The organism is Micromonospora sp. NPDC006431 (assembly GCF_042870725.1).
Lineage (GTDB): Bacteria > Actinomycetota > Actinomycetes > Mycobacteriales > Micromonosporaceae > Micromonospora.
Genome location: NZ_JBIAHQ010000034.1, coordinates 1 through 23,907, shown reverse-complemented (window position 1 = coordinate 23,907; position 23,907 = coordinate 1). Strand labels below are relative to the sequence as shown.

General features: G+C 68.4%; 19 protein-coding genes. 12 read left to right on the top strand and 7 right to left on the bottom strand.

Translation table 11 applies throughout. The features are described 5' to 3' along the window. Nucleotides 1–21: 21 nt before the first annotated feature. Entirely contained in the window at nt 22–4,287 is a 4,266-nt protein-coding gene (locus ACFYM6_RS32980; protein WP_387281395.1) for a discoidin domain-containing protein, read from the bottom strand. Between the two features lie 354 nt (nt 4,288–4,641). On the opposite strand from ACFYM6_RS32980, the gene ACFYM6_RS32975 reads away from it, so the two are divergent. From ACFYM6_RS32975 to ACFYM6_RS32965, 3 genes are all read left to right on the top strand, one after another. After that, the gene (locus tag ACFYM6_RS32975; RefSeq protein WP_387281377.1) at nt 4,642–5,721 is read left to right on the top strand and encodes a LacI family DNA-binding transcriptional regulator; all 1,080 of its coding nucleotides are present in this window, start codon (nt 4,642–4,644) and stop codon (nt 5,719–5,721) included. Between the two features lie 449 nt (nt 5,722–6,170). Further along, nucleotides 6,171–6,767 carry a hypothetical protein gene (locus tag ACFYM6_RS32970; protein ID WP_387281376.1) on the top strand — a complete coding sequence of 199 codons (597 nt, stop codon included), beginning with the start codon at nt 6,171–6,173 and terminating at the stop codon, nt 6,765–6,767. 202 nt (nt 6,768–6,969) lie between these two features. After that, complete coding sequence (locus tag ACFYM6_RS32965) at nt 6,970–7,740, top strand: alpha/beta fold hydrolase (RefSeq protein ID WP_387281375.1); 771 nt, start codon at nt 6,970–6,972, stop codon at nt 7,738–7,740. Nucleotides 7,741–8,210: 470 nt separating this feature from the next. Here the strand turns inward: ACFYM6_RS32965 and ACFYM6_RS32960 are convergent, their stop codons facing one another. Continuing rightward, entirely contained in the window at nt 8,211–8,639 is a 429-nt protein-coding gene (locus ACFYM6_RS32960; protein ID WP_387281374.1) for a nitroreductase family deazaflavin-dependent oxidoreductase, read from the bottom strand. Between the two features lie 184 nt (nt 8,640–8,823). Further along, the gene (locus tag ACFYM6_RS32955) at nt 8,824–8,973 is read right to left on the bottom strand and encodes a hypothetical protein (RefSeq protein WP_387281373.1); all 150 of its coding nucleotides are present in this window, start codon (nt 8,971–8,973) and stop codon (nt 8,824–8,826) included. 237 nt (nt 8,974–9,210) lie between these two features. On the opposite strand from ACFYM6_RS32955, the gene ACFYM6_RS32950 reads away from it, so the two are divergent. Beyond that, nucleotides 9,211–10,737, top strand: coding sequence for a recombinase family protein (locus ACFYM6_RS32950; RefSeq protein ID WP_387281372.1), 1,527 nt, complete (start codon nt 9,211–9,213; stop codon nt 10,735–10,737). 191 nt (nt 10,738–10,928) lie between these two features. On the opposite strand, the gene ACFYM6_RS32945 is transcribed toward ACFYM6_RS32950, so the two are convergent. Continuing rightward, nucleotides 10,929–12,473 (bottom strand): DEAD/DEAH box helicase, encoded by a 1,545-nt coding sequence (locus ACFYM6_RS32945; protein ID WP_387281371.1) that lies wholly within the window; start codon nt 12,471–12,473, stop codon nt 10,929–10,931. Between the two features lie 1,164 nt (nt 12,474–13,637). On the opposite strand from ACFYM6_RS32945, the gene ACFYM6_RS32940 reads away from it, so the two are divergent. From ACFYM6_RS32940 to ACFYM6_RS32905, 8 genes are all read left to right on the top strand, one after another. Further along, nucleotides 13,638–13,952: a hypothetical protein gene (locus tag ACFYM6_RS32940; protein WP_387281370.1), complete on the top strand. Its 315-nt coding sequence runs from the start codon at nt 13,638–13,640 to the stop codon at nt 13,950–13,952. Nucleotides 13,953–13,954: 2 nt separating this feature from the next. After that, nucleotides 13,955–14,608: a nucleotidyl transferase AbiEii/AbiGii toxin family protein gene (locus ACFYM6_RS32935; RefSeq protein WP_387281369.1), complete on the top strand. Its 654-nt coding sequence runs from the start codon at nt 13,955–13,957 to the stop codon at nt 14,606–14,608. Nucleotides 14,609–14,727: 119 nt separating this feature from the next. Next, the gene (locus ACFYM6_RS32930) at nt 14,728–15,981 is read left to right on the top strand and encodes a hypothetical protein (RefSeq protein WP_387281368.1); all 1,254 of its coding nucleotides are present in this window, start codon (nt 14,728–14,730) and stop codon (nt 15,979–15,981) included. Nucleotides 15,982–16,043: 62 nt separating this feature from the next. Further along, nucleotides 16,044–16,877, top strand: a complete 834-nt coding sequence (locus tag ACFYM6_RS32925; RefSeq protein WP_387281367.1) for a hypothetical protein — start codon at nt 16,044–16,046, stop codon at nt 16,875–16,877. Nucleotides 16,878–17,677: 800 nt separating this feature from the next. Next, nucleotides 17,678–18,040 (top strand): YciI family protein, encoded by a 363-nt coding sequence (locus tag ACFYM6_RS32920; RefSeq protein ID WP_387281366.1) that lies wholly within the window; start codon nt 17,678–17,680, stop codon nt 18,038–18,040. Nucleotides 18,041–18,380: 340 nt separating this feature from the next. Continuing rightward, nucleotides 18,381–19,469, top strand: a complete 1,089-nt coding sequence (locus ACFYM6_RS32915; RefSeq protein WP_387281365.1) for a hypothetical protein — start codon at nt 18,381–18,383, stop codon at nt 19,467–19,469. Between the two features lie 241 nt (nt 19,470–19,710). Continuing rightward, on the top strand, nt 19,711–20,391 hold the full coding sequence (locus ACFYM6_RS32910; RefSeq protein ID WP_387281364.1) for a hypothetical protein: 681 nt from the start codon (nt 19,711–19,713) through the stop codon (nt 20,389–20,391). A gap of 184 nt (nt 20,392–20,575) precedes the next feature. Next, complete coding sequence (locus tag ACFYM6_RS32905; RefSeq protein ID WP_387281363.1) at nt 20,576–21,148, top strand: DinB family protein; 573 nt, start codon at nt 20,576–20,578, stop codon at nt 21,146–21,148. A gap of 223 nt (nt 21,149–21,371) precedes the next feature. On the opposite strand, the gene ACFYM6_RS32900 is transcribed toward ACFYM6_RS32905, so the two are convergent. The 3 genes from ACFYM6_RS32900 to ACFYM6_RS32890 form a co-directional block, all read right to left on the bottom strand. Beyond that, nucleotides 21,372–22,439: a hypothetical protein gene (locus tag ACFYM6_RS32900; RefSeq protein WP_387281362.1), complete on the bottom strand. Its 1,068-nt coding sequence runs from the start codon at nt 22,437–22,439 to the stop codon at nt 21,372–21,374. Further along, nucleotides 22,436–22,786 carry a PadR family transcriptional regulator gene (locus tag ACFYM6_RS32895; protein WP_387281361.1) on the bottom strand — a complete coding sequence of 117 codons (351 nt, stop codon included), beginning with the start codon at nt 22,784–22,786 and terminating at the stop codon, nt 22,436–22,438. Before ACFYM6_RS32895 ends, ACFYM6_RS32900 begins: the two co-directional genes overlap by 4 nt. Before the next feature lie 251 nt (nt 22,787–23,037). Then, on the bottom strand, nt 23,038–23,907 hold an 870-nt coding region (locus ACFYM6_RS32890), incomplete at its 5' end, for a helix-turn-helix transcriptional regulator (RefSeq protein ID WP_387281360.1).

Genomic DNA, 23,907 nt, shown 5'->3' with positions numbered 1-23,907 from the left:
GTACCCCGGTCGGGTCGGTTACTAGGGGTTGACGGTGATGGTGAAGGTGGACGTGGTGTTGCGGATGTTCTGGTAGTTGTTCCGGAAGGTCAGGTTGTTGAAGGTCGCCGACCCGACCGCCGGTCCCTGTCCCGACTCTGGCATCTCGTTGGCCCAGATACCGAACCCGGACTTGGCGTCGAACGCGTCGCCGCTGCGCTGGGCACCGGAGATGGTGATGTTCGTGAAGACGGTGTCGGTGACTGGGGTCTGCTCCGGGTACTTGGTCTGGAACATGATTCCGTGGTAGGTCGGGTCGACGATGTCGACGTCGCTGATCCGGATGCCGCGGAACTCCTTCGAGGCGGCGAAGAGCCAGATACCGGGGAAGGTCTGGGCGCCCCAGAAATGGCCGCCCGACCGGACGATCGAGGCGTTCTGTATCCGGGTCGGTGTGGTGCCGAATCCGACAAACGGGTAGCCGAAGTCGAGCGAGCTGACGGTGATGCCGGCGTACGTCAGCTGGTCCGCGATGTAGAGGTTGCGGAAGGTGTTGTTGGAGCCGCCGTAGACCGCGATGCCGGCCGCCCGCCAGGTAAGCGTGGCGGTCAGGTTCTCGAAGATGTTGTTGTTGTTCCCGACCGAGGCGCCCTGGTCGGTGGCGGAGAACAGCGCGAACGCGTCGTCGCCGTTGCCCCGGCCCTCGTTGTTGCTGACCAGGACGTTGGTGGTGCCGTTGGTGAAGTTCACCGCGTCGGCGAAGGTGTTGCGGAACCGGGAGTTCTTGATGGTGACGTTGTCGTTGTGCACGCCCCAGTACGCGCACACGGTGTGCTCGACCCAGACGTCATCGATGGTCAGGTTCGAGTTGTTCATCAGTTCGCCCCACACCTTGCCGGGGCCGTCGATGCGGGAGGTGTAGTTGCCGAAGAACGCCAGGTGCTTGAACGACGAGCCGTTGGCGGTGCTCTGCACCGCGAAGCCGGCGTCGGTGTTCTCCTGGCCCGGCGGGGTCTGGAACCTCGTGTACCAGACGCCGGCGCCGACCACCTGGACCGGCTTGCCGTACACCTGGAGCTTCTGGGCGGTGTCGTATGTGCCCGGCGGCAGGTAGACGCCCACCTTGGTGCCGGTGGTGTCCATGCGGACGGCGTCGAGGGCGTTCTGCACGTCCTGGTGGCTGAAGCCGGTGGGGACGACGTACCGGCTCGGGTCCGGGTTGGCGATCGGTGACACCTGCTCCAGGTTGACGAAGTCGATCGCGTACTGGGAGGTGTTGGCCGCGTCCTTCTGCAGCCGGATGGTGCTGCCCTGCGGGACGCTGCTGTCGAGCAGGATGTTGGCCTCGTCGTAGATGTGGCGCGGGCTGCCGGCCCCCGGCGAGTTGCCCGGGGAGGCTTCGGCGCCGTAGAGCCACATGTACTTGGAGCTGAGCGGGATCGCCTTGTGGAAGGCACCGTTGACGTAGATGTTCAAGGTGGTGTTGATCCCGCCCCCACCGGCCGCGTCCGGGATGGAGAACCGGACCACCAGCGTGTTCGTGGGCGCCCGGGTGGTCCACTGCACGTAGCTGCCGGTGCTGTTCAGGGTGACGGCCTTGCGGCCGGACGCCTCGCCGGCCAGGTCGCCGATCGTCCGGTTCGGACCGACGAGCTGGGCGCCGCCGCCGACCGCGCCGTCCTCGGCCTCGTACATGTCGTACGGCAGGTTGGCGCCGCGGCCGGCGTACAGCGAGGTGGTGCTGGTGTTGTTGCCCTGCTTGACGGGCAGTTCGTAGGGGTCGGCGGCGAGTACCACCTGCACGGTGTACCTGCCGTTGGCCGCCGTCCAGGTGCCCAGCGACACTGGCGCCGCGGTCGCGCCGGCCGCGATCGTTCCGGTGACAGCGCCACTCAGGGTCGCCACCGTGGTGTTGTTCGCGTCGATCACCTTCAGGGTGATGCTGTGCGAGCCGGAGCCGGACGCGATGGTGCCCTGGTTCTTGACGGCGACGGAGAAGGTGACCGTGTTGCCGGCCGAGGGCGTGCTCGGCGACCAGGTCACCGAGGCCGCCACCAGGTCGGAGCTTTGCACCGGGGTGACCACGAGGTTGGTGCTGCTGGTCAGGCTGTTGTTGGCGTCGCTGAGCTCGATGACGGAGTTGGCCTCGTCGACCTTCGCGGTGAGCTGATAACTGCCGGCGTCCCTCGTACCGATGCTCGTCGAGACCGTGGTGGCGGCGCCGACGGCCAGCGCGGCGACCGAGGCCGTGCCCACCTTGGTGGTGCCGAGGTAGAAGTTGACGTCGGTCGCGCCGGCCGAGGCGGTACCGGTGTTCGCCACGGTCGCCGAGACGGTCACCGCGTCGGTCTCCACCGGGGCGGACGGGCTCCACGAGACGCCGGTCACCTGCAGGTCCGGGTTGGGGGCCGGGGTGCCGATGACCTGGAACTCGGCTACCTGCCCGCCGGGGGCACCAGTGTTGCTGGCAATCTGCAGCCGTACGTCGGCGACCCGCCCGTTTACCGGGATCGTCACGGCGTTGCCCGAGGACGGGTTGAAGGTGTAGTTCAGGGCGGCGGCCAGGGTCGTGAAGGAGCTTGAACTTTGCTCCCGCCCGAGGACCTGGATGTTCTGGGTCCGGGTCGCCCACGCCGGGTCGGGGTTGAGCTTGACCACGATGGAGTCGACGTCGGCGTTGGCGCCCAGGCTGACGGTGAGAATGCCCGGGAATCCGGCGCTCTCGTAGTAGGTGGTCAGATCGTTGTCGTTGGCGTTGGCCGGCACATAGATGTAGGTGTTCGGGGAGCCGGTGATCGGCTTTCCAGCCGCCAGGTTAGTTCCGCCATCGCCGCTCCCGGCGCGGGTCACCGTGTTGCTGGCGGCGGACGTGTTGCCGGCGGCGTCCTTCGCCTTGACGTAGTACGACACCGTCGTCGTGTCGGGCTGGCTGTCGGTGTACGAGAGGGTCGAGCCGTTGACGCTGGCGCGCAGGGTGCCGTTGGCGTAGATGTCGTAGCCGGTCACGCCGACGTTGTCGCTCGAGGCACCCCAGGCGAGCCGGATCTGGCCGGAGGCGGGCTGGGTGTAGGTGAGGTTGCTCGGCGCCGTGGGGGCGGTGGTGTCGCCGCCGTGGCCGGTACGCGTCACCGTGTTGCTGTTGGCGGACTGGTTCCCGGCCGCGTCCCGGGCCCGCACGTAGTAGCTCACCGTGGCGCTGTCCGGCTGGCTGTCCGTGTAGGTCAGCGCTGTCCCGGGCACGCTGGTGAGCAGGTTACCGTTGAGGTAGATGTCGTAGTTGGTGACGCCGGCGTTGTCGGTCGACGCGTTCCAGGTCAGCCGGATCTGCCCGCTGGTCGGCTCGGTGTAGGCGAGATTGGTGGGCGCGGTGGGGGCCTGGGTGTCACCGGTGCCCGGGCCGTAGACCTCCAGCTCGCCCAGTTGCGCGGCCGGCCAGCCGGTGTTCGCGGTGAAGTTCAACCGCACGTACCGGGTCGTGGTGGCGTTGACGCTGATGGTCACCGTGCTGCCGCTGGCCGGATCGAAGGTGTACGCGGCGGAGCCCACGATGTCGGTGAAGCTGGAACCGTTGGTGCTGCCCTGCACGCTGAGCGTCTGCGTACGCGTCGACCAGCCTGAGGTGGGCAGCTTGAGCACCAGCCGGTTCACGCTGACCGAGGCGGCGAGATCGACCTGGATCCACTGCGGGAAGGCGTTGTTCGCGCTCTCCCAGTACGTGGCCGGGTTGCCGTCGTTGGCCCGGCTCGCGGCGTAGACGTCGGAGTGGCTGCTCTCCGTCATAGTTCTGCCTTGGGCGAGGTTGCCGGTCGAGGTGGTCGTGCCGTACACCTCGAGCTCGGAGAGCTGTCCGGCCGGCCAGCCGGTGTTGGCGGTGATGTTGAGGCGGACGAAGCGGGTGTTGGTCGCCGGGAAGTTGATGGTGACGGTGTTGCTCGACGCCGGGTTGAACGTGTAGGTGGCGGAGGTGACGACCGTCGCGTAGCCGGTGCCGTCGAGGCTCCCCTGGACGGCCAGGGTCTGGGTCCGGCTGCCCCAGCCGCTCGGCAGCCGCAACACGGCCTGGTCGATGCTGGTGGACGACCCGAGGTCGACCTGGACCCACTGCGGAAAAGCGTTGTTCGCACTCTCCCAATAGGTCGCCGGGTTGCCGTCGGTGATGTTGCTCGAGGAGTAGACGCCGGTGGAGCTGCTGGCCGAGGTGGCCTTGCCGGCGGCGAGGTTGGACCCGCCGGCCGCCTGGGCCGACAGGGCCGGCGCGGAGGCCACGGTCAGGGCCGTGACGGCGACTGCCACGAGCAGCCGGTGCATTGTTCTCATGTGCGACCTCAATCTTCCGCGGGGGACGCGTTCGCGGCGTGGCGGGGACTGCGCCGCGAGAGGCAGGGCAGGGTCGCTCACATCGGTACCGCGCGAGGCGGCCCGATCGGCGCTGCCGAAGCCGCACCGGTCGAGCCTCCTCCCGTGGAGAACGAGAGGAGCGACGGTAGGAACGGACGTAACGCCGGCAAGAATCGTAGAGATCGTTGCAAATTCTTGCGGTGTCAGGAAGGTTACCGAGGTGCTCCGCCTCGGTCAATGGGGCCGGACGGCTATTTATTGACGGGTTTCGCTGCCAACCCGATCGTGCAAGTAGTTGCACTGGCATGCACTATGATTGCGCTCGTGACACGCAGGTTGGCGGAAGTGGCCAGGTACGTCGGGGTCAGCGAGGCGACCGTGAGCCGGGTGCTGAATGGCAAACCCGGCATCTCGGATGCGACCCGGGCCTCGGTGCTGACGGCCCTCGACGTGCTCGGGTACGAGCGACCCTCGAAGCTGCGCGGCGAACGAGGCCGTCTGGTCGGGCTCGTGCTACCCGAGCTGCAGAACCCGATCTTCCCCGCGTTCGCCGAGGTCGTCGGCGAGGCGCTGGCCAAACGAGGGCTCACCCCGGTCCTCTGCACCCGCACGGTGGACGGCCTGTCCGAAGCGGACTACGTCGACATGCTGCTCGACCAGCAGGTGTCCGGCGTGATCTTCGCAGGGGGCAACTACGCCCAGGCCGCCGCGGAACACGGCCACTACCAGCGGCTGCTCGACCGCCGGCTACCGGTCGTGCTCGTCAACGCCGGCATCAGCGACATCAAGTTCCCCACCGTGGCGACGGACGACGCCCACGCCGTCGACCAGGCGTACGCCCACCTGACCACGCTCGGCCACGAGCGGATCGGGCTCATCCTCGGTCCACGCGACCACGTGCCCTCGTCACGCAAGCTGGCCGCGTTCCAACGGTTGACCGGGGCGGTCGACGACCAGGACGACGACACCGACGACACCCCCGGCGGTGGCCTCATCAAGCGGACGATCTTCTCCATGGAAGGCGGACACGCGGCCGCGACACGCCTGATCAAGCGCGGCGCCACGGCGCTCATCTGCGCCTCCGACGTCATCGCGCTGGGTGCCATCCGGGCCGTCCGACGGCTCGGGATGAGCGTCCCGCAGGATGTGTCGATCGTGGGCTACGACGATTCGCCGTTCATGGCCTGCACCGACCCGCCGCTGACCACCATCCGGCAACCGATCGACGCGATGGGCCAGTCCGCCGTGAAACTGCTCCTCAGCGAGATCGCCGGCAACGCCGTCCCGACCGACGAGCTGGTCTTTGAGCCCGAGCTCGTCGTGCGGGGTTCCACCGGAGCCGCGCCCAGCGTGCCGTCGGCCCCGCCGGCCAGGCGACGTACTCGCCGCACGGCGACCGCGTAGCCCGCGCCGTCACGCGGTCGTCAGGGCCGCCCGGCTGCCCGGATCGGCATCCGGCAGGGCGGCGGGCGGACGCAGGGTCACCGTTCGCCCGCGAGCCCCATCTGCTACCCGAACATCACCACGCGGACGGCGGTGGTGGCGGAACCACCGGTGGACGGTCGCCGCAGGGGATGGGAGGTACTCGAACCTGCGGCGGTAGAGAGGCCGGGAGGTCACCGCCGTTCAAATTTCCGCGATGTCCCGCGAGGCTGACTCCTCGTCTTCAAAGATGTGAGGAGGTGGCCATATCCACGAGTCCCCGACCGCCCCGTCCGTCATCGAGGATTGGCTTCGTCGTCCGTCACCATGACCGGTCCTAAACAGAAGAGGCTCGGCCGGCATGGGTTGACCGGGGAAGGGCCTTGTCGTCCGTAATGGGAGGGGCGGCCAGCGCCGGAGGGGGTGACGGCATGGATGAGGAGGCGCGCGAGCAGGGACTGCTGAGCGCCCTGACCACTGAGCACTTCGTGCTCCAGACCTCGCGCAGCGCCACGATCACCGAGTCCGTCGGGCGGGCGACTGTGTTCCTATCACTGCTGTCCGCCTCGCTGATCGGGCTGGGCTTCGTCTCCAGCAGCGGGCACCTGATCAAGCCGTACCTCGGCGCGGTGCTGCCGACCCTGGTCATCACCGGGCTGCTCAGCTTCGCCCGGCTGGTGGAGAACATGGTGGAGAATGCGCTGAATCTCAAGCGCATCCAGCGTATCCGCGCCTACTACCACCGCCAGTTCGCCGGCGAGCACGACTTCTTTGCCGACGCGGTGACCGGCGGCGGCGACGTGCGGGCGATCGCGGTGGCGGTCGGCGGCAGTTCCTCTCGCTGGGACCTGCTACTGACCACGGCGGCCATGGTGGGCGCCGTCAACGCACTGCTGATCGGCCTGGGCGCGACCCTGCTGACCGGATTGGCCAGCGGATCCGTCGCATTGGCGATCGCGGTCGGTGTGGTGGTCGCACTGGTCGCCTTCGCCGCACAACTCCTGTACATCAGGCGGGCCTCGCTCTAGCTGAGCGGCTGATCATTGCTGGGCCGAGCACGACGCTGCCTGGGCTTGAGGGCTTGGCGCTCGGGTACGCCGACGCGGCACGTCGGTTCTCGACCGAGCACGTTTACGCCTAGGCCGATCCGGTACTCGCTCCTTGACTGCACCTAGTCAGGGCGCCCGGCGCAGTCAACGTGCGGATATCCGACGTCGCCCCGTGGCCAACATGGCAGAAACGAACATCCCAGCCAGTAGGGAAGGAAACCACATGAATGGCCGACCGAACATCGTCCTCGTACACGGCGCATGGGCCGACGGCTCCTGCTGGAGCGGTGTTATCGAGCGCCTACAGGCCGCTGGCTACCACGTGACGGCCCCGCAGTTCCCCCTGACCGCGACGGCCGATGATGTCGCCCGGCTACGCCAAGTCCTGACCTTGCAGAACGGCCCAACGATCGTGGCCGGTCACTCCTACGGTGGCCAGATCATGACCGCCCTCGGTGCCGACGCGCCGAACGCGGTCGGGCTGGTGTATATCGCGGCTTTTGGGCTGGACCAAGGTGAATCGCTTGGAGCGCTGCTGTCGCAGGGACCCACACCACCGGCGCTGGCGCACCTGTTCACCGACAAGCAGGGCTTCACATGGCAGCAGCAGGACGACTTCGTCCAGCACTTCGCGGCCGACGTCGACCCGGTCCGGGCCAAGGTGATGCACGCCGTACAGCAGCCAACTGCCAGCTCAACCTTCACGGACGCGATGGGCGTTCCGGCCTGGAAATCGCTACCGTCCTGGTACCTCATCGCCACCCAGGACCAAGCGATCCCGCCGGACGCGCAGCGCATGTTCGCCAACCGCATGGGCGCGACCACCAGCGAAGTCACTTCCAGCCACCTCCCGATGGTCTCGCACCCCGACGAAACGGCACAGCTCATCAAGACGGCAGCCGAAGCCCGGACCGCAATGCCGGCAGGTCAAGCAGGCAGACGACAACGGTGAGCCACAAGCAGCGCTGGAGCCCGCTGGGGTGGGTATGGGGCCGGGGCGCGGCGCCCGGGGTAACACAGAACCCGGCCCGCACCGCCGGCCGTGCGGTCGACGTCGGGCCTCCCAAGCGGCGGATCTTGTTCGCCGCCCTGGCGGTCCGACACGGATCGCCCGGTGCCGCTCGAAACGATCACTCGCCGAGTCTGAGGTGAGGATCCGCCAGCGGACGCGTGCAGCTCGCTCTACGTACACGTCATGCACCTTCGGCGAGCGTTGGCTGCTCTGCCTGTGGACGCGGCAGTCGGGCCGGGGCGTCAACGGGTACCGGTCGGTGCCAATCCTGAGTGGACAGATTTGCACCGGTTCGGTCGGCTGATGAACGCGATCATGGAACGCTGGCCGATGATGAGCGACCAGTCGAACTGGCGGGTGTATCCCTCGAACGTCACCAGGACCTCGCTGGCCGGTCTTACGGGTTTGGGCTACGCCCGCCTAAGTTCGAGCACAGGAATGGTGCGGACTCCAGCAGTTTGGCGTGCGTACTCGGCAAAGCCTGGGTAGCGCCGCGCTTGCTCGGCGTAGATTCGATCGCGTTCGGCGCCGGTCAACTCCCGGACGGTCACCTTGTATGTCTCGGTTCCGCGCTCGACATTGCCGGCGCCAGCGGCGGCCAAGTTGTGGTACCAGTCCGGGTTGGTAGGTGCTCCACCCTTGGTTGCGAAGACGTAGATGATGCCCGGCTCGGTGTCGTGCGGGAGGTACATCGTCGGGTTGACATACTCCCGCCCGCTCTTGCGGCCGCGGTGATGCAACAAGACCAGCGGAGCGCCCTCGAAGTTCCCGCCAACCCTGCCCTCGTTCGCTCGGAACTCCGCGATGGTCTTCGCGTTCCAGTCGAGCGTGTCGCTCATGTCCAACTCCAGTCGTTCACGATCTCTGGGTATGCGCTGGGACCGGGTGAAAGAGGGCCGGGCGGCCATTCCCGGCGATCATGCCTCTGACCTGGTGCTTCATGGTAGCCAGGCCCTCATCGCCGAACTGGGTGGAGACGAGCAACCCGGCCGGCTACAACACCTGTGCGTCGGCGTCCATTGCTCAGATCGCGTCCAGCTCAGCGAGGGCGTCGGGCGGCAGGGCCAGGGCCGCGCCGGCGATGTTCTCGCGCACATGGGCGACCGACGAGGTGCCCGGGCTCAGCATAATGCTCGGCGAGTGCTGCAGCAGCCAGGACTGGGCGACCGCCATCGAGATCGCGCTACCCGCTGGGCGACGACCCGGCCCGGCCGGTGCCGGAGGTGACCTTCGCGTTTTCGGAAACTCGCCGAGACGGTCACCGCACAGCCGCAGACCAGGCGACCAGCCGGGCCCACCCCTACACAGTTCAGCCACAGATGTCGTGAGTGGCCGAGTCTCACTAGCCGCGCCATCGTTAGTCGCCTATATCGAGGTTGACGGTTGTAGCATGTGTGGGGAGGGGTCCTGATGCAGTACGCGCCGGAAGTCGACGGCCCCGACCTGCTCGGCTGGTGGATACGGCAGCCGAACCAGCGAGGCCGCCACCGGCCGCGGCGCCCGACAACATCACCTCCACCCGGCATCCGCTTCGCCTTCTACGGCCGGATGTCCACCGTCGACTTCCAGGACCGGGCGTCATCGTGCCGCTGGCAGCGCAACTACGCCGAAGACCTTGTCGCCGGCCACGGTCGGATCGTGGCCGAGTTCTTCGACGAGGGTGTCTCCCGCCGGATCGCTTGGCCGGACCGACCGCAGGCAGCACGGCTGCTCGCCGCTCTGGCGGATCCGGCGCGTGGGTTTGACGCGATCGTCGTGGGCGAGTACGAACGCGCCTTCCACAGCCAGCAACTCGAACAGCTGACCCCCACCCTGCTCAGGCATGGTGTGCAGCTGTGGCTGCCGGAGACCTATGGGCCGGTGGACTTCGACAACCCCCGACAACTGGCGCTTCTGGACCTGCTGGGCGTGCACTCCCAACGGGAAGTGTCCCGAGCCCGGCACCGCACCACCGCGGCCATGCGTGCCCAAGCCGAACTCCAAGGCCGGCACCTCGGCGGCCGGCCACCCTACGGCTACCGGCTCGTCGACGCCGGCCCCCATCCGAACCGCGCCCACGCCGCCTGGGGGCGGCGCCTGCACCGCCTGGAACCCGACCCGGCGACCGCACCCTGGGTGAGGTGGATCTTCGAGCAGCGGCTCGCCGGCTACAGCGTGGCCAGCATCGCCCGCGCCCTCAACGACAACGGCGTGCCGTGCCCGTCCGGCGCCGACCCGGCGCGTAACCGGCACCGCAACGGCCACCAATGGGTGCTGACCACCGTCGCGGCGATCCTGGCCAACCCCCGCTACACCGGCCGCCAGGTCTGGAACCGGCAACGCACCGACCACGACGACCTCACGCCCGATGGGACCCTCGCACGGCACCGCGTGGTCCAGCGCTGGAACGCCGCCCCGCACTGGGTCATCTCCCGCCAGATCGCCCACCCGCCGCTGGTCACCGAGGAGCAGTTCGTCGCGGCCCAGGCGATCCACACCGCGCCGACGCCAGCCGATGGCGCTCCTCACCACTACCTCCTGGCCGGCCTCGTGTGCTGCGGCGTCTGCGGCCGCATCATGGACTCGCACTGGGTCCATGGCCGTCCTGGATACCGCTGCCGCCACGGCCACACCAGCAGCCGCACCAAGACCTCACCACGGCCGAAGATCCTCTACATCCGCGAAGACCACCTGCTCGACCGCATCCAGCACGACCGCGGACTACACCGTACCCACCCCGCGCTGCGCAGCCCCGACCCGGAAAAGCTCACCGCCTGCCTGCGCACCAACAACATGGTCATCGTGTGTGACCACCGCGCCTGGACCGTCGAAGCCGAGACCGCGGTCTACACGCTCAACCCGCAGGAAAGCGGCCTCGCCGTCACAGCAAAAATCCCCGCCCAACGGGACGGGGATCACGCAAAACACGAAGAACCATCACGCTTCATGTGGAAATAACGTGTCCGAGGGATTCGTACACGAATTTGCGGCACCCATGCTCAGCATGGGTGCTCATGCCGTAATCCTATAGCAGTCAACGGGCACTGTGGAGAAGCAGCCGCTGGCCGGGGTGGTCATCATCGCTGCTCGCTGCGGCCATCACCCCGGTCGGCGCGCCGCGAGCGGCGTGAGGGCTGCCACGAGGTGCACTACTCGAGCAGGTCTCGGATGTCGGCGGCGGTCAGCTGCGCGGAGGCGAAATCACCGTCGTCGAGGACGCTGCCGAACAGTTCGGCCTTGCGGGCCTTGAGCGCCATCACTTTCTCCTCGATCGTGTCCTTGGCGACCAGCCGGTACACCATCACGTTGCGGGTCTGCCCGATGCGGTGCACGCGGTCCACGGCCTGCGCCTCTGTGGCGGGGTTCCACCAGGGGTCGAGCAGGATGCAGTAGTCGGCCTCGGTCAGGTTCAGCCCGAAACCGCCGGCCTTGAGGCTGATGAGGAACACCGGTGCCGTGCCGTTTTTGAACTCGGCGAGCACCGTCGACCGGTCGCGGGTGGCCCCGTCGAGGTAGCAGCAGCGGATGCCCGCTGCTTCCAACCGCTGCCGGGCGGCGTCCAGGAAGCGGGTGAACTGGCTGAACACCAGAGTCCGGTGGCCTTCGGCGACGAGATCGTTGACCTGCTCGGCCAGCTCGTCCAGTTTCGTTGACGGCACAGCACGGTGTTTCGGGTCGACCAGGGCGACGTCGAGGCTGGCCTGCCGCAGCAGGGTCAGTGACCGGAAGATCTCGAACCGGTGCTGCTGCAGGTCGCCGAGCAGACGGAGCACCTTCTGCCGCTCCCGCTGCAGGTATGTCTGGTACACCTTGCGGTGTTTCGGGTTGAGGTCCAGCTCGATGACCTGTTCCTGCTTGTCCGGCAGGTCGACGGCCACGTCGGCTTTGCGGCGGCGCAACATCAGCGGCCGGATCCGCCGTCGTAGCTGGGCGAGCCGTTCCGCGTCGTGGGCCTTCTCGATCGGATTGCGGTAGTGATCAGTGAACCGGTCCGCGCGGGGGAACAGGCCAGGCGCGGTGATGGACAACAGCGACCACAGTTCGAGGAGGTTGTTCTCCATCGGCGTGCCAGTGATGGCGAGCTTGAACGATGCCGGGAGTTGCTTCGCGCAGCGGTATCCCTGCGAGTGGGGGTTCTTGACGAACTGGGCCTCGTCGAGGATCAGCCCGGCCCAGTCGAGGGCCTCGTAGTCTTCGAACTCGAGTCGGAACAGGGTGTAGGAGGTGACCACCAGATCCGCACCGCGGACCGCGTCGGCGAGGGTCGCGTTGCGACGCGCGCGGGTCTGGGTGATGGTGGTGGCGACGAGGTCTGGTGTGAACCGGCTCGCTTCGCTCGCCCAGTTGTGCACGACGCTGGCGGGGGCGACGACCAGGAACGGCGCCCGTGGACCGCCGGTCTCCCGGACGCGGCAGATCAGGGTCAATGCCTGCAGGGTCTTGCCCAGGCCCATGTCGTCGGCGAGGACCCCGCCGAGTCGGTGCTCGTGCAGGGCGGCCAGCCACCGGAACCCGTCCTGCTGGTACGGCCGTAGCGTGGCCTTCAGCCCCGATGGGATCCGATGCTCGACGCGGCTGCCCGCGTCGGACAGTGAGCGCACCGCCTCCTGCCAGGCGGCGGCCTGGCCGGTAACCTCGCCGAGCTCGGCCAACTCCTGCCACAGCCCGGCCTGGAAGCGCCCGACCCGCAGCACCCCGGGCGGCGGGTCGTCCAGCGCGCGGGACTCGGCGATCAGGTCGCGCAGCTGGCGGAACTCGGCACGGTCGAGGCTGAAGTACGTGCCGCTGGTAGCCGCTGTAGTAGTGCCGGTCCTCGGCTGCCGTGGACAGCGCCAGGATCTCCTTGAGGAGCTGCCAGTGCCGCTGCACCCGCCTCGGCTGCCCGTACCAGGCGTAACTGAGATTCGACCAGGAGATCCCCGACCGCACCCACCCGCTGCGACCTGGCACCACAGGGCGCAGGGCGATCCGCCACAACGATTCCGCGCCGGCCTGCCCGGCAGCCGCGACGAGATCGAACTGCAACCCGACGCCGGCCCGGGCCGACTCCGGATCGGCGGAAGGCTCGGGCGCCGTACCGACCAGCGGGGACAGCGCGGTCTCCCACGTCGGCGGTGGCGCCGCGGCCCGCGGGCGGGGCACACCTCGGGCCGACACGACGGCGAGGATCAACGCGGCCGGATGGGCGCAGCCCGGATCGTCACCGCAGCTACACGATCCCTGCACCGCCGTGATGTCGCCACTCGGATCGGTGGACGCGATGGCGGTCACCGTGCCGGGCAGCTCGCCGCGGAGCCGGGCATGAGCCTGCCCGGCCTGCGGATCCCACTGCACGTCGATCAGCTCGCCGCGATTGAGGTGGGCCCGTGCCTGGACGAACAACCGTGTGCCCACCGCCACGCGCACGGACTCCTCGTCCTCGGTCAGCAGCAGCCGTGCCAAGGTCACCTCCACGACCTCTGGCCCGGGCAGCCGCGAGCGTATCCTTCCGCAAGGTGGGCAGTGCCCAGCGCCACCCGGTCCGTCCGCCCCGTCGGCTCGGGCACCAACGGGCCGCGGCCCGGGATGGCCGACCGGAGGCTGCCGACGGCCAGCGCGAGAAGTCGAACCCGCGCGGGCGGCGGCAGTCCGGTCCCCGGGTAAGGCGGCCACCTGGCAGGCGCCCGGCCGCCCGTGTGGTGATCGGCAGTCGGGTAGTTCGCCCTTGGCGATGACCGTCAGGCCGCAGGCCGAGCCCGGGAGGTCAGATGGCCGGCAGGTCGATGTCGTGCCAGCCGGCGACGCCACTCACACGTACGATCGGGGCAGGAGGTAGAGACATGGCCAGCGGCAGTGGTGCACCGCCTGGGTCGCGGTATGTGGACCAGCGGCACTTCGTGGTCGCCGCCACCCTGTCCGACCTGCGCGGTCCGGTTCGCGGTGTGGTGACGCTCGATCGATGGCTGGACTGGTCCGGCGACAGCACCTACGACCTCGACGACGCCGGTGATCTGCAGCTGATGTACCAGACGGTACTAAACCAGGCCAATTCGGTCGACGACTTGCGCCGGTGGCTGCACGGTCCCACGCTGCGCCGTTTATGGCCGAGCTTGTGGCTCCCGGCCCGACTGCGGGCGTTGTGGCAGGCACGCTTTCCCGAGCTGAGCACGCCGCCGCAGACGCTGGCCGGGTAAGAGTGGATCAGGTTCACCTCCGCTTGGCGGAGATCGGCCTGCGGGTCGCTGCCCGCTACGGATTCGCATTGGCCGGCGGCTACGCCGTGCAGGCCCACGGCATCCTGGACCGCCCGAGCGAGGACATCGACCTGTTCACGGCGTGGGAGCGCCGTGACGAGTTCGCCGCAGCAGTGGACGCCGTGATCGACGGCTACCGCGCCGGCGGGTATTCCGTCGAGGTGACGCAGCAGTTCGACACCTTCGCCCGGCTCGCGGTCACCGATCCCGCTCAACCTGACCATCCGTACAAGGTCGAACTCGCGGCCAACTGGCGCGCGTTGCCACCGGTGATGATGGACGTCGGGCCGGTGCTGCACGCCGACGACGTCGTCGCGGGCAAAATGTCCGCCCTCTATACCCGCGCCGAACCCCGAGACTTCCTGGACATCGACGCGGCCCTCATGACCGGCCGCTACACCCGGAACCGGTTGTGCGAGCTGGCCGAACAATCCGACGCGGGATTCGACCGGCGCGTCCTCGCGGACCTGTTCGGCATGTTGGAACGCTATCCGGACCGGCGTTTCGCCGCCTACGGCGCCGACCCCACTCACATCGGCGAGATGCGCAAACGCTTCGCACAGTGGCGCGATGAACTTACCGCCAACCTGCCCTAGCGCACGAAGCAAGCGGGCATGATGGCCACCCGCCCCCACCAGGCGGTGACCCGCATCAGATTCGCTGAACACCACGCAGCCCGCCTGGGTCGTCGCGGGCGTTCTGGTGTGATGTACCGGTGAGCGCAGGGAACGAGAATGAGCTGACTGTGCTGGTGGACCGGTTGCGGCGGGATCGCCGTCGTGACCCGTACGCGGGCCGGCAGGCCTACTCGCAGGCGGCGCGTGAGGTCGCGGACCGCTGCGCCCGGCTGATCGACGCGGGTGACGCGGCGGTCGCGGTGCCGGTGCTGCGCAAGGCAGTCGATCGGATGACGACCGCCTTGATGTACATGGACAGCTCCTCCGGAGTCCTCGGCAACGACCTCGCCTATCTGATGGCGCTCTACGCCCGGGCGTGCCGGGCCGCGCCGCCACGACCCGCTGGCCTGGCCGCGTGGCTGGTCCGGCTCGTCTGCGACGGCCCTGGCTGGCCGGACGTGATCCTGCGCGAGTGGGCGCCGGCTCTCGGGGCGAAAGGCCTGGCCGCGGTGGCCCGCTTGGTCGAGCAGCGTGCCGCGGTGGCGGATCCGGACAACTGGCACCAGCAGTGGACGGTACGGCACCTACGCGAGCAGCTCGCCGAGGTCTCCGGCGACGTGGACCGGTACGTGGCCGTGCTGGCGGAACACCTGGTCAGCGCCGACCAGTACGAGCGCGTCGTACGGGTGCTGGCCGAGGCGGGACGGCCCGCCGACGCGATCGGCTGGGCCCGACGCGGACTCGCCGAACATCCCACCGGCCATCAATCCGCGCGGCTGCGTGACCTGCTGGTGGGGCTGCTGATCGAGACCGGCGATCCGCGGGCCGCGGTGGCCGAGCGTCGGGCTGCGTTCGACAAGCAGCCGACCATCGACAACCTCCGGTCACTGCTGGCGACGGTGGCCGAGACCGACCGCGACGAAACCCACACCGAGTGGGCGCTGACCGTGGTGCGCGACCGCGTCGCCCAGCAGCCCGGCTATCTGCCTCACCTGATCGACGCGCTGCACCACACCGGCCGTGATGATGAGGCCTGGCACACCGGGCTCGCACGCCTGGACGAGTTGCCCGCCCGGCAACGCGTCGAACTCCTGCACCGTCGGCAACAGGGCCATCCGGCCGACGTACGCGAGCCCTACCGGGCACTCGTCAACGCCCATCTGCTGGACTCGCATGACAAGCGCCGCTACGACACAGCCATCGCGCTGCTGCGCCATCTGCGTGACGCGTACGCGGCCACCGGCGAAACCGACCAGTTCGCCAAATACCTGGACGAGTTGCGTGGACGGCACCGGGGCTGGCCGGCGTTCCTGGCCAAGCTCGACGCCGCCCGCCTCCACCCTGGCCGGTAGAGTGCCCGCCCGTGGCAGTCCGCATCGACATCGACGCGTTCCGGGAATCCGTCCCCACCACGGTGGCCGAGGCCGCGGCACGGCTGCTGAGTAACGGCAGCGTCGGCGAACTCGAACCGGCCGGCGGCGGCGTCCAAGCCGTCGTCCACAGCCACGACGGCGTCTTCCAACCCTGGATCGGCATCGTCGGCGGCCTCTTCACCACCGACTGCGACTGCGGAACCGTCGGCGACGACTTCTGCGCCCACGCTGTCGCGACCGCACTCACCGCATTCCGCGCCGGCACCGCCTTCTCGGGCGCCGCGACCCCACCTGGCGCCACCCCTGCTGAGCACGCCCACTATCTCCAAGCCGTGCGGCGGCTCTCCCCTCGACAACTGGCAAACCTCGTCGCGGAACACGCCCTGCGGGACCGCCTCTTCGCCACCCAGCTACTCGCCGAAGCCGGTCTCCTCGACACCACCGACCACACCGGCCTGCACGACGCCCGCGCCGCCATCCGCGACGCCTCCAATGCGACCACCGGCAGGTGGCAGATCTCCGACGTCGAAGCCGCCGGCCATCAGCTGGCCGCCGAAATTGAGATTCTCTGCGCCCGGCCCGCCACCACCGCCATGCTCGATCTCGTCGAAGAAGCCATCCTCGTCTGGGACGACCTCTCCGGACACCTCCGCGACGCCTATCACATCACCCGTACCGAACCCGAGGAGATCACCGAACCGCTCGTCGACGCCCACCATGACCTGTGCGAACGCCTCGACCTCGACGCGGAGGAGATCGGCCATCGATTGACGCGGCTCATCGAACGCTGCCACCACGACACCATCGACATCGACACCTATACCGACATCCTCGGCGAACACGCCAGGACGATCACCCGCCCCAGCCACTGGTAACGGCGATCGCTCTCGCACCCGACGCGCCACAGCTGCCGGCCGAGCGGAGCTGTCCCATCGGGATGCCGGACACCATCACCGACGCTGATCAGCACCCTCCAGGTCTGTCACGCGAATCTGCCGCCGCTCCCGCCGCGCGACCACCGACCGTTAGCCGGCCTCCATTTGAAGGGCCCGCCGCACCGTTGAGCCAACAAATGTTGCGAGTGGCCGAGTCCCACGAACCGTCGCATCGTTATTCATCAATATCGAGATGGATGGCTGTAACGCCGTGTGTGGAGAGGGTCCTGATGCAATACGCGCCGAAGGTGTCCTGCCTGAGCCTCCCGCCGCGTTCACATACACCGGAAGACGCAACGGGGCACGCCGCCCCACATCCGAACATTTCGCGCAGCGCCTGGCAGCCGCATGACCGCGGGGCGCGGCCGCCAGAGAACGGGGGCCGGCCCATACAGGCCGACTCCCGTCAGGTGCAAGCGCGGTTCAGCGGGACGGCCACGCAGTCACTTCACCCGCCGTGGAAGGCATAGACGTACGCCTGCACGCCGGATGAGTCCGGGATGTGCCGTACCAGGGCGAACACACTCCAGTAGTCGCTCCTGCCAACACCGAATTTCTGGAACCGCTGATCCGGACCGATCTGCCAGCCGAGCTCCGAGATGAATGCGGATCTGCCGATGTGAGCGCGACGGTTGACCGGTTGACAGAAATCAAGCTGGAGAGTGTCGGATCTGCCGGATGCCGTTCGTAGCGTATGCAGAGACGGACGTCGGGTCCGGGGACGATCAGAGGGAGCGGACATGCCTGAGTACCTCATCTACTTCAACCAGCAGTGGGTGGGTGACCACACCGAGGAGTGGTTCCGCGGGCGCGGTCCACTCGCCAGGGCGGTTGTTGATGAGATCAAGACCGCCGGGGCATTCGTCTTCGCCGGGGGCCTGGAGGAAGAGGACGGCCTAGTCTTCAACGCAGACGCCACAAGCGGTGCGGTGGTCTTCACCGACGGGCCCTATGTCGAGAGCAAGGAGTTCCTGGGTGGCCTGACCATCGTGGACGTGCCGGATGAGGCGACCGCCCGGATGTGGGCCGGCAAAATCGCGGAGGCATGCGGCTGGCCGCAGGAGGTTCGCCGGTTCAAGCCGCGGCGCGTCTTGCAGGGATGAGATCGTCACTCGTCGGCTGAGGCTTGAGCCGAGGCGTGGCCGGCACCGGGGCGACGTCGCTGCTGCGGTATCGGCAAGGATTCGACCAGGCACGGGGGCGGCCAGAAAAGTGCCGCCCCCGGAGCCGGCCGACGAAAGCGCTTCGCCGTACTCATCTGCCGCGGACAAGGCGCGCACTGGCCGTCTATGCTCGTCACTGTCCGTGTGCCTGCCCGTTCCGCCATTGAGACGTGTCCGTCGCGTGCTCAAGCGCGAGCTGGCTCTTCGTGTCGGGTTGGCCTCGCTGCGGCGCGCCACTTGGTCAACTACGCGGTTCGGTTCGGGCTCCTATACTCGCCCGATGATCGAGGGATGGTCGATTGTCCCGGTTCGGGCGGCGGTGGAAGCTGCCGGCCCGAATGCTGAGGTCGTGCATGGTGATGGGGTCACCTTTGCGTATGGGGCCGACGCTCTGGTCGTGATCGCCGACGCCGGAGACCGGCCTCAGGGCAACGCTGTCGACAACGCGAACACGCTGATGCTGCGGGAGCCTTTGCCCAGCGAGGCGACTCAGTGGATAGATTCGAAGAACAAGTCCGGCCAGCCACTTCTGGGCTTTGTCAAGATGGCCGATGGCTGCCTGGCTCTCGGTGAGCTCTACCAAGCCTGCAGCATCTACGGCGGGACGGACCCGTCCACCGGAGAGCAGGGCTCCCTCACGTTTGCGAGGCTGGCCTGGGACAAGCGGCTTCCTCCCGACCTGCTGGACAAGGTGCTACCGACGCCGACACTGCCGGTACCCGGCATCGACTGGCTGGACGATGTGCCGCAGGACCTGACCCGGGCACTGCGGTCCTTTCTGATTGGTTGGTACGCCGACGTGCCGATGCCACCCGCTCCACCCCCACGCGCGGCCATGACGCTTCCGCCCCCGTTGCTGGCCTTCCACGACATCGCCGCCGGCCGCGAGGAACTCCTCGGCCGACAGGACTTCATCGAGCCGCTCGACAAGATCGAGTACCTCGAAGACGAGCCCCTAGTGGTCTTCGCGGCCGAGAACCAGGGCGTCTGGGTCGCATCGATCGACCCCACCGACGACGATCCGGTCGTTTGGTACGACGGCGGCCCGGAGCGGCTGCGCGAGCGGGAACGCCTCAGCGGTTTCCTGCTCCAGTTCGCCCTCAACGAAGCGGTGAACACCTCACCGTTCAGCGGCTTCGCCACGATCACCCCGGAGGTGCTGGACCGGTTCGTCGAGGACCTGGTTCCCGTCCCGCTGCAGCCGATGCATGTACCTGGCGACCCGACGCGCCATTGGGTGGCTCCCGGACTGGTCGCCATGGCCGCCGACTACGGCGAGAGTGGTATCTGGCTAAGCGTCGGCAGCCGGCAACGCTCGGCCCTGCGGCCCCTACGCTCACGCCTCGACTGGGAACACTTCAACGGCTAACCAACGAGATCTCTCCGGTCCCGGCACGCCGACTGCGGAGAGATTAGGCACGTACCGCTGGTCGGCGGTCTACCCAAGACCAAGTGCGCACATCTGCCGCGAATAACGCGCGCATCGGCTGCGGCACGGCGGGGACCGTTCGTACGGCCGCGCGCACCAGTTCGAGCAGTCAGGGGCCGTTGGCCCTGGTCCCTCCACAAGCCCCGTCCTGCCCGGAGCGTCGCGCGCTAGCCTGCCGCGCATGATCTACCGCGTCGGGGACGTGCTGCGGATCTCCTGCCCGTTCACGCCGACGGTCGTGACCGGCGTCGACGAGGCATACGTCAGCGTCCGCTGGCCGTGGTGGGAGATTGACCCGGACGCGGAAGGCGTGCGCTGGAACGGCGAGGTTGCCCTGGGCCGCGCCGATCCGGACGAGCTGTACATGTCCGACCCGCCCTCGCCCCGCCTAGCCCCCGGCGATACCTGCCGGGTCGGTATCCCGGCGCGGATCATCCACGTCATCGAGGTTCACGAGTACGAACCGCCGCAGGAGACGGGCTGGTTGCCCCGCCCGAGCCTGAGTCTGCTCGTCCTGCGCGCCGGTGAGGCTCCGGATGCGGCAGCGGAGTTCCAGGGCACGAGCATCGAGCCCGATGGCGGTGTTCCGTTCACGCTCGAACTGGTCTTCAGGCCGTATGCCTTCCTGGAGGTCGGCGATGATGTTGCCGATGCCGCTGGTCGTGCACGGCGCTTCGATGGCCCGTGGACCTGGGCCGCTTATGACGGCGCGGGGGGAGTGCCGGCCTGGCCCCTGGCCCTACTGATCGGCGGGGCGGATCCGGCGGCAGTCGCGGCCGCGACCGCTACCGGTTCGCACGAGGCCGAAGTCACCCGCTGGCGCCGAGCGGCCGGCTTGCAAGACGACGCCCAGTCCCGCTGAGCAGACCACTGCCGCCTACAGCTACCAGCGGCCGGCCAGGTGTCCCGATCTGCCGCAATCCGCTGGTCGCGGCTGTCCGCGGCTGGTCCGGAGCGGGAAGGTGCCGCCTTGTAGGTTGCTTCGGGGCCCTGGCGGTCTCGTCGTAGGTTTGATCGGGTCGCCTGTCAATCTCTACTGTCGCGCCGTGGATGTGGACTGGAACGCAGAGCTGGTCGACCAACTTGAGTGGCACTGGCGGCATCAGCTTCGGGCACGGCTGGACGGGCTGACCGATGACGAGTACTTCTGGCAGCCGGTCCCGGGCTCCTGGACCCTCAGCCAGCGCGGCCAGAGTGCTGCGCCGACGTCGATCGGCGCAGGCGAATTCACCTTGGACTACGCCAGCCCGCCACACGACCGCGCGCCGGTCACCACGATCGCCTGGCGGCTGACGCACCTCATCGACGTGTTCGGGCCACCGACCGCACCCCACTTCGATGGCTCGCCTGCTGGTCACCGGGCCGTTGCATACCCGGGCACCGCGGAGGCAGCACTGCGCCAGCTCGACGACGGGCACGATGCGTGGATCCGCGATGTCCGCCACCTCGGCGCAGCCGGATTAGCTCAGCCGCAAGGCGCCATCTCACCGCCGGAGTACGCGGATGCACCGATGGCGAAGCTCGTCCTGCACGTACACCGCGAGGTCATTCACCACGGCGCCGAGATATCGCTGCTGCGGGACCTCTATCTATGGAAAGGCAGCGGAGGTCACCTCTGACGTCCCGTGGTCGTTCCAATCTGGTGCACGCTCATGCCGCGATCCGCGCTCTGCAGCGTCACGGCTGGTGACCGGTTAGGCATCCGCTCCTGCCGAGAACAGTGCACTCGGTCATGGTGATGAGCGTGCGCCGCAGCTCTACCGCTGTGCCCGGGCCTTCGCTCAGGTGTGGCCGAGGCCGGTGTTGTCTGGCTTGCGGGCTGAGCTTCGGTCGTGCGGTGGACTACGCGGATGGCGAAGGTTCGCCGCAGGTTGGGCAGCGACCCCTGTCCGTGCCGGGTGGACGGCGGCCCGGCGACAGCCGACCCCGTGCTACTAGGGCCAGCAGTACCAGCATCGGTCCGATCACGGCTACCAGCACCGACGCTACGACCATGGCCGACCACGCCGGAATCACGGCCCGGCCGGGGCCGGAGTCGTCAAACACCGCGCCGAGCGGGTTCACCGCGAGCATCCCGATCGGTGTGAGCAGGATCAGCATCGCCCAGGCGCTGCGGTAATCGCGCCGGGCGGCCAGGCCGAGCGCGAGCAGCAGCGCACCGATCAGCAGCGTCACCGCAGCGGCCGGCAAGGCAGATCTGCTGAGATCGAAGTAGCCGGTGTAATAGGTCAGGTCGGGCGCGGTGTCGATGGCGACCGGCAGGGTCGCCGCGGTGGCGGCGATCGGCATCAGCCGGACCCACCAGGGGTGCCGACCGGCCACGCCGAGCGCGACGACACCGAGCACGATCTGGGGCAGCAGCACCGCCAGCGGCGGGCGGGGCAATCCGGTCAGCGTCGCGGCCGGCACGATGCCGGCCGTCACCAGTACGGCCAGGCCGACCGTCCAGCGCAACCACCGCCCGCTCGCCGCGACGTGCACCACGGCGGCGAGCAACCAGGCCGCCCATGCCGCGGCGGCGAGCGACTGGAACGGCCCGACGTGCGAAAACCAGGGCTGCCTGGGGGCGAGCACCTCGAAGACCATCGACCCGGTGGCGAACACGGTCGCCGTCATCAGCGCGAGCAGGCCGGCGAGCCGGAAGCCGGGGCCGAGTCCCTGTGCGATCCGTAGGTGCTGCTGCAGGCCACCGGCCGCGACGTCCGCAATGTCGGCCGGCGAGGGTCTCTTCCGGCCGGGCGCGGCCAGGGACAGGTAGGTATCCATCAGCTCCGAACCGCGCTCTCGCCGATAGTTGGCCGGATAGAACAGCGCCGTCCAGCGCGCATAGCGGCGTTCCAGCCCGGTCACGGCAGTGCCCCCTTCGTCATGTTCGCCAGGGCTGTCGTGTCGGCTCTTCACCGGGCTCATGCGAGTCCTCCACTCAGGCGAGGCGAGGTCGTGGTGGCGCGCAGCCGGGTGGTCGCCGCTTCGACGTTGCGGCGCATGCGTTCGGTCTCGGCGGCCAGCAACGCGCCGCCCGGCTCGGTGAGCCGGTAGTAACGGCGCAGCCGGCCGTCGACGATTTCCTCGTGATCGACGGCGACCAGGTCCGCGTCGACCAGCCGGTCGAGCGCGCCGTAGAGCGTGCCAGGCCGCAACGAGATGCGGTTGTCGGAAAGCCGGGCCACCTCAGCGATCAAGCCGTACCCGTGCACCGGTTCGCCGGCCAGGGCGGTGAGGATCAGGAATGTGGGTTCGCGTAGCGGGGTTTCCATGCGAGCAATATATCGGCTGCGAAGGTATAGCAAAACAGTGCCGTCGCGGCCACCTGCGAGTGCACTCCGCGCCGAGCAATGCGCCGACAGCAAGATCCAGGCGCGCTCATCTGCCGCGATCCGCGCGCTACGCGGCGTCACGAAGTGCTGACTCGACCGGCACACGCACATGCCGAATTGAGTAGGTTGCCGGGATCTGGTCGAGGCCGCTGGGCCGTGCCGTTGCATGGGGATTGTTTGGCGGTCAGCGGTCAGCGGACGGCGTCGGTGAGTCGGGTGGTGAGGTCTCGGATGTGTGCGATGAGTTCGGGTGGTTGGTGGATTTGGAAGCGGAAGCCGAACGATGCGACGTAGATGGCGAGTTCGTCGAGGGAGTTGGATCCGGTGTGCAGGAGGCAGGTGTGCGGGTCGACGGCTTCGATGACGCCGACGGTGGGCGGGATCCGTTCGGCGGCGGTCTCGGCCGGGGCGTGGAGGGTGATCCGGGCCTGGTAGCGGTAGGGGGCGGTGGAGACGCCGTGGGTGAGGTAGCCGGCGAGGTTGACGTCGGGTGCCGGTCGGGGGGTGAAGCGAGGGCCGGTCGGAATGCGGGGATGAATTCGGTCGACCCGGTAGGTGCGCCAGTCGCGCCGGTCGGTGTCCCAGCCGACCAGGTACCAGCGCCGGCCGGTGTGGACCAGTCGGTGTGGTTCGGTGTCGCGTATCGAGTCGGTGCCGTCGTGGCTGCGGTAGTCGAAGCGGAGCCGCTCGTGCTCGCGGCAGGCGGCGGCGACGGCGGTCAGCACGTCCGGGTCCACGGTGGGGCCGGTGGCGGGGACCGTGACGGTGACCGACTGCAGCAGGTTGACACGGTGCCGTACCCGCGAGGGCAGTACCTGTTCGAGCTTGGCCAGTGCGCGTAGCGAGGCTTCCTCGATGCCGGTGACCGTGCCGCTGGCGGCGGTACGTAGCCCGATGGCGACGGCGACGGCCTCCTCGTCGTCGAGCAGCAGCGGCGGGAGCTTCGTCCCGGCGCCGAGCCGGTAACCGGCCGCGCCGGGGGTGGCGTGCACCGGGTAGCCGAGGTCGCGCAGTTTCTGGATGTCACGCCGCACGGTCCGCACGTCGACCTCAAGGCGCTG

What these genes read in the sequence shown, in the direction of transcription:
- ACFYM6_RS32920 (WP_387281366.1), top strand. Translation starts at nt 17,678, where the DNA reads ATGCCTGAGTACCTCATCTACTTCAACCAGCAGTGGGTGGGTGACCAC.
- ACFYM6_RS32915 (WP_387281365.1), top strand. Translation starts at nt 18,381, where the DNA reads ATGATCGAGGGATGGTCGATTGTCCCGGTTCGGGCGGCGGTGGAAGCT.
- ACFYM6_RS32970 (WP_387281376.1), top strand. Translation starts at nt 6,171, where the DNA reads ATGGATGAGGAGGCGCGCGAGCAGGGACTGCTGAGCGCCCTGACCACT.
- ACFYM6_RS32965 (WP_387281375.1), top strand. Translation starts at nt 6,970, where the DNA reads ATGGCAGAAACGAACATCCCAGCCAGTAGGGAAGGAAACCACATGAAT.
- ACFYM6_RS32910 (WP_387281364.1), top strand. Translation starts at nt 19,711, where the DNA reads ATGATCTACCGCGTCGGGGACGTGCTGCGGATCTCCTGCCCGTTCACG.
- ACFYM6_RS32955 (WP_387281373.1), bottom strand. Translation starts at nt 8,973, where the DNA reads ATGGCGGTCGCCCAGTCCTGGCTGCTGCAGCACTCGCCGAGCATTATG.
- ACFYM6_RS32950 (WP_387281372.1), top strand. Translation starts at nt 9,211, where the DNA reads ATGCAGTACGCGCCGGAAGTCGACGGCCCCGACCTGCTCGGCTGGTGG.
- ACFYM6_RS32895 (WP_387281361.1), bottom strand. Translation starts at nt 22,786, where the DNA reads ATGGAAACCCCGCTACGCGAACCCACATTCCTGATCCTCACCGCCCTG.
- ACFYM6_RS32960 (WP_387281374.1), bottom strand. Translation starts at nt 8,639, where the DNA reads ATGAGCGACACGCTCGACTGGAACGCGAAGACCATCGCGGAGTTCCGA.
- ACFYM6_RS32900 (WP_387281362.1), bottom strand. Translation starts at nt 22,439, where the DNA reads ATGAGCCCGGTGAAGAGCCGACACGACAGCCCTGGCGAACATGACGAA.
- ACFYM6_RS32980 (WP_387281395.1), bottom strand. Translation starts at nt 4,287, where the DNA reads ATGCACCGGCTGCTCGTGGCAGTCGCCGTCACGGCCCTGACCGTGGCC.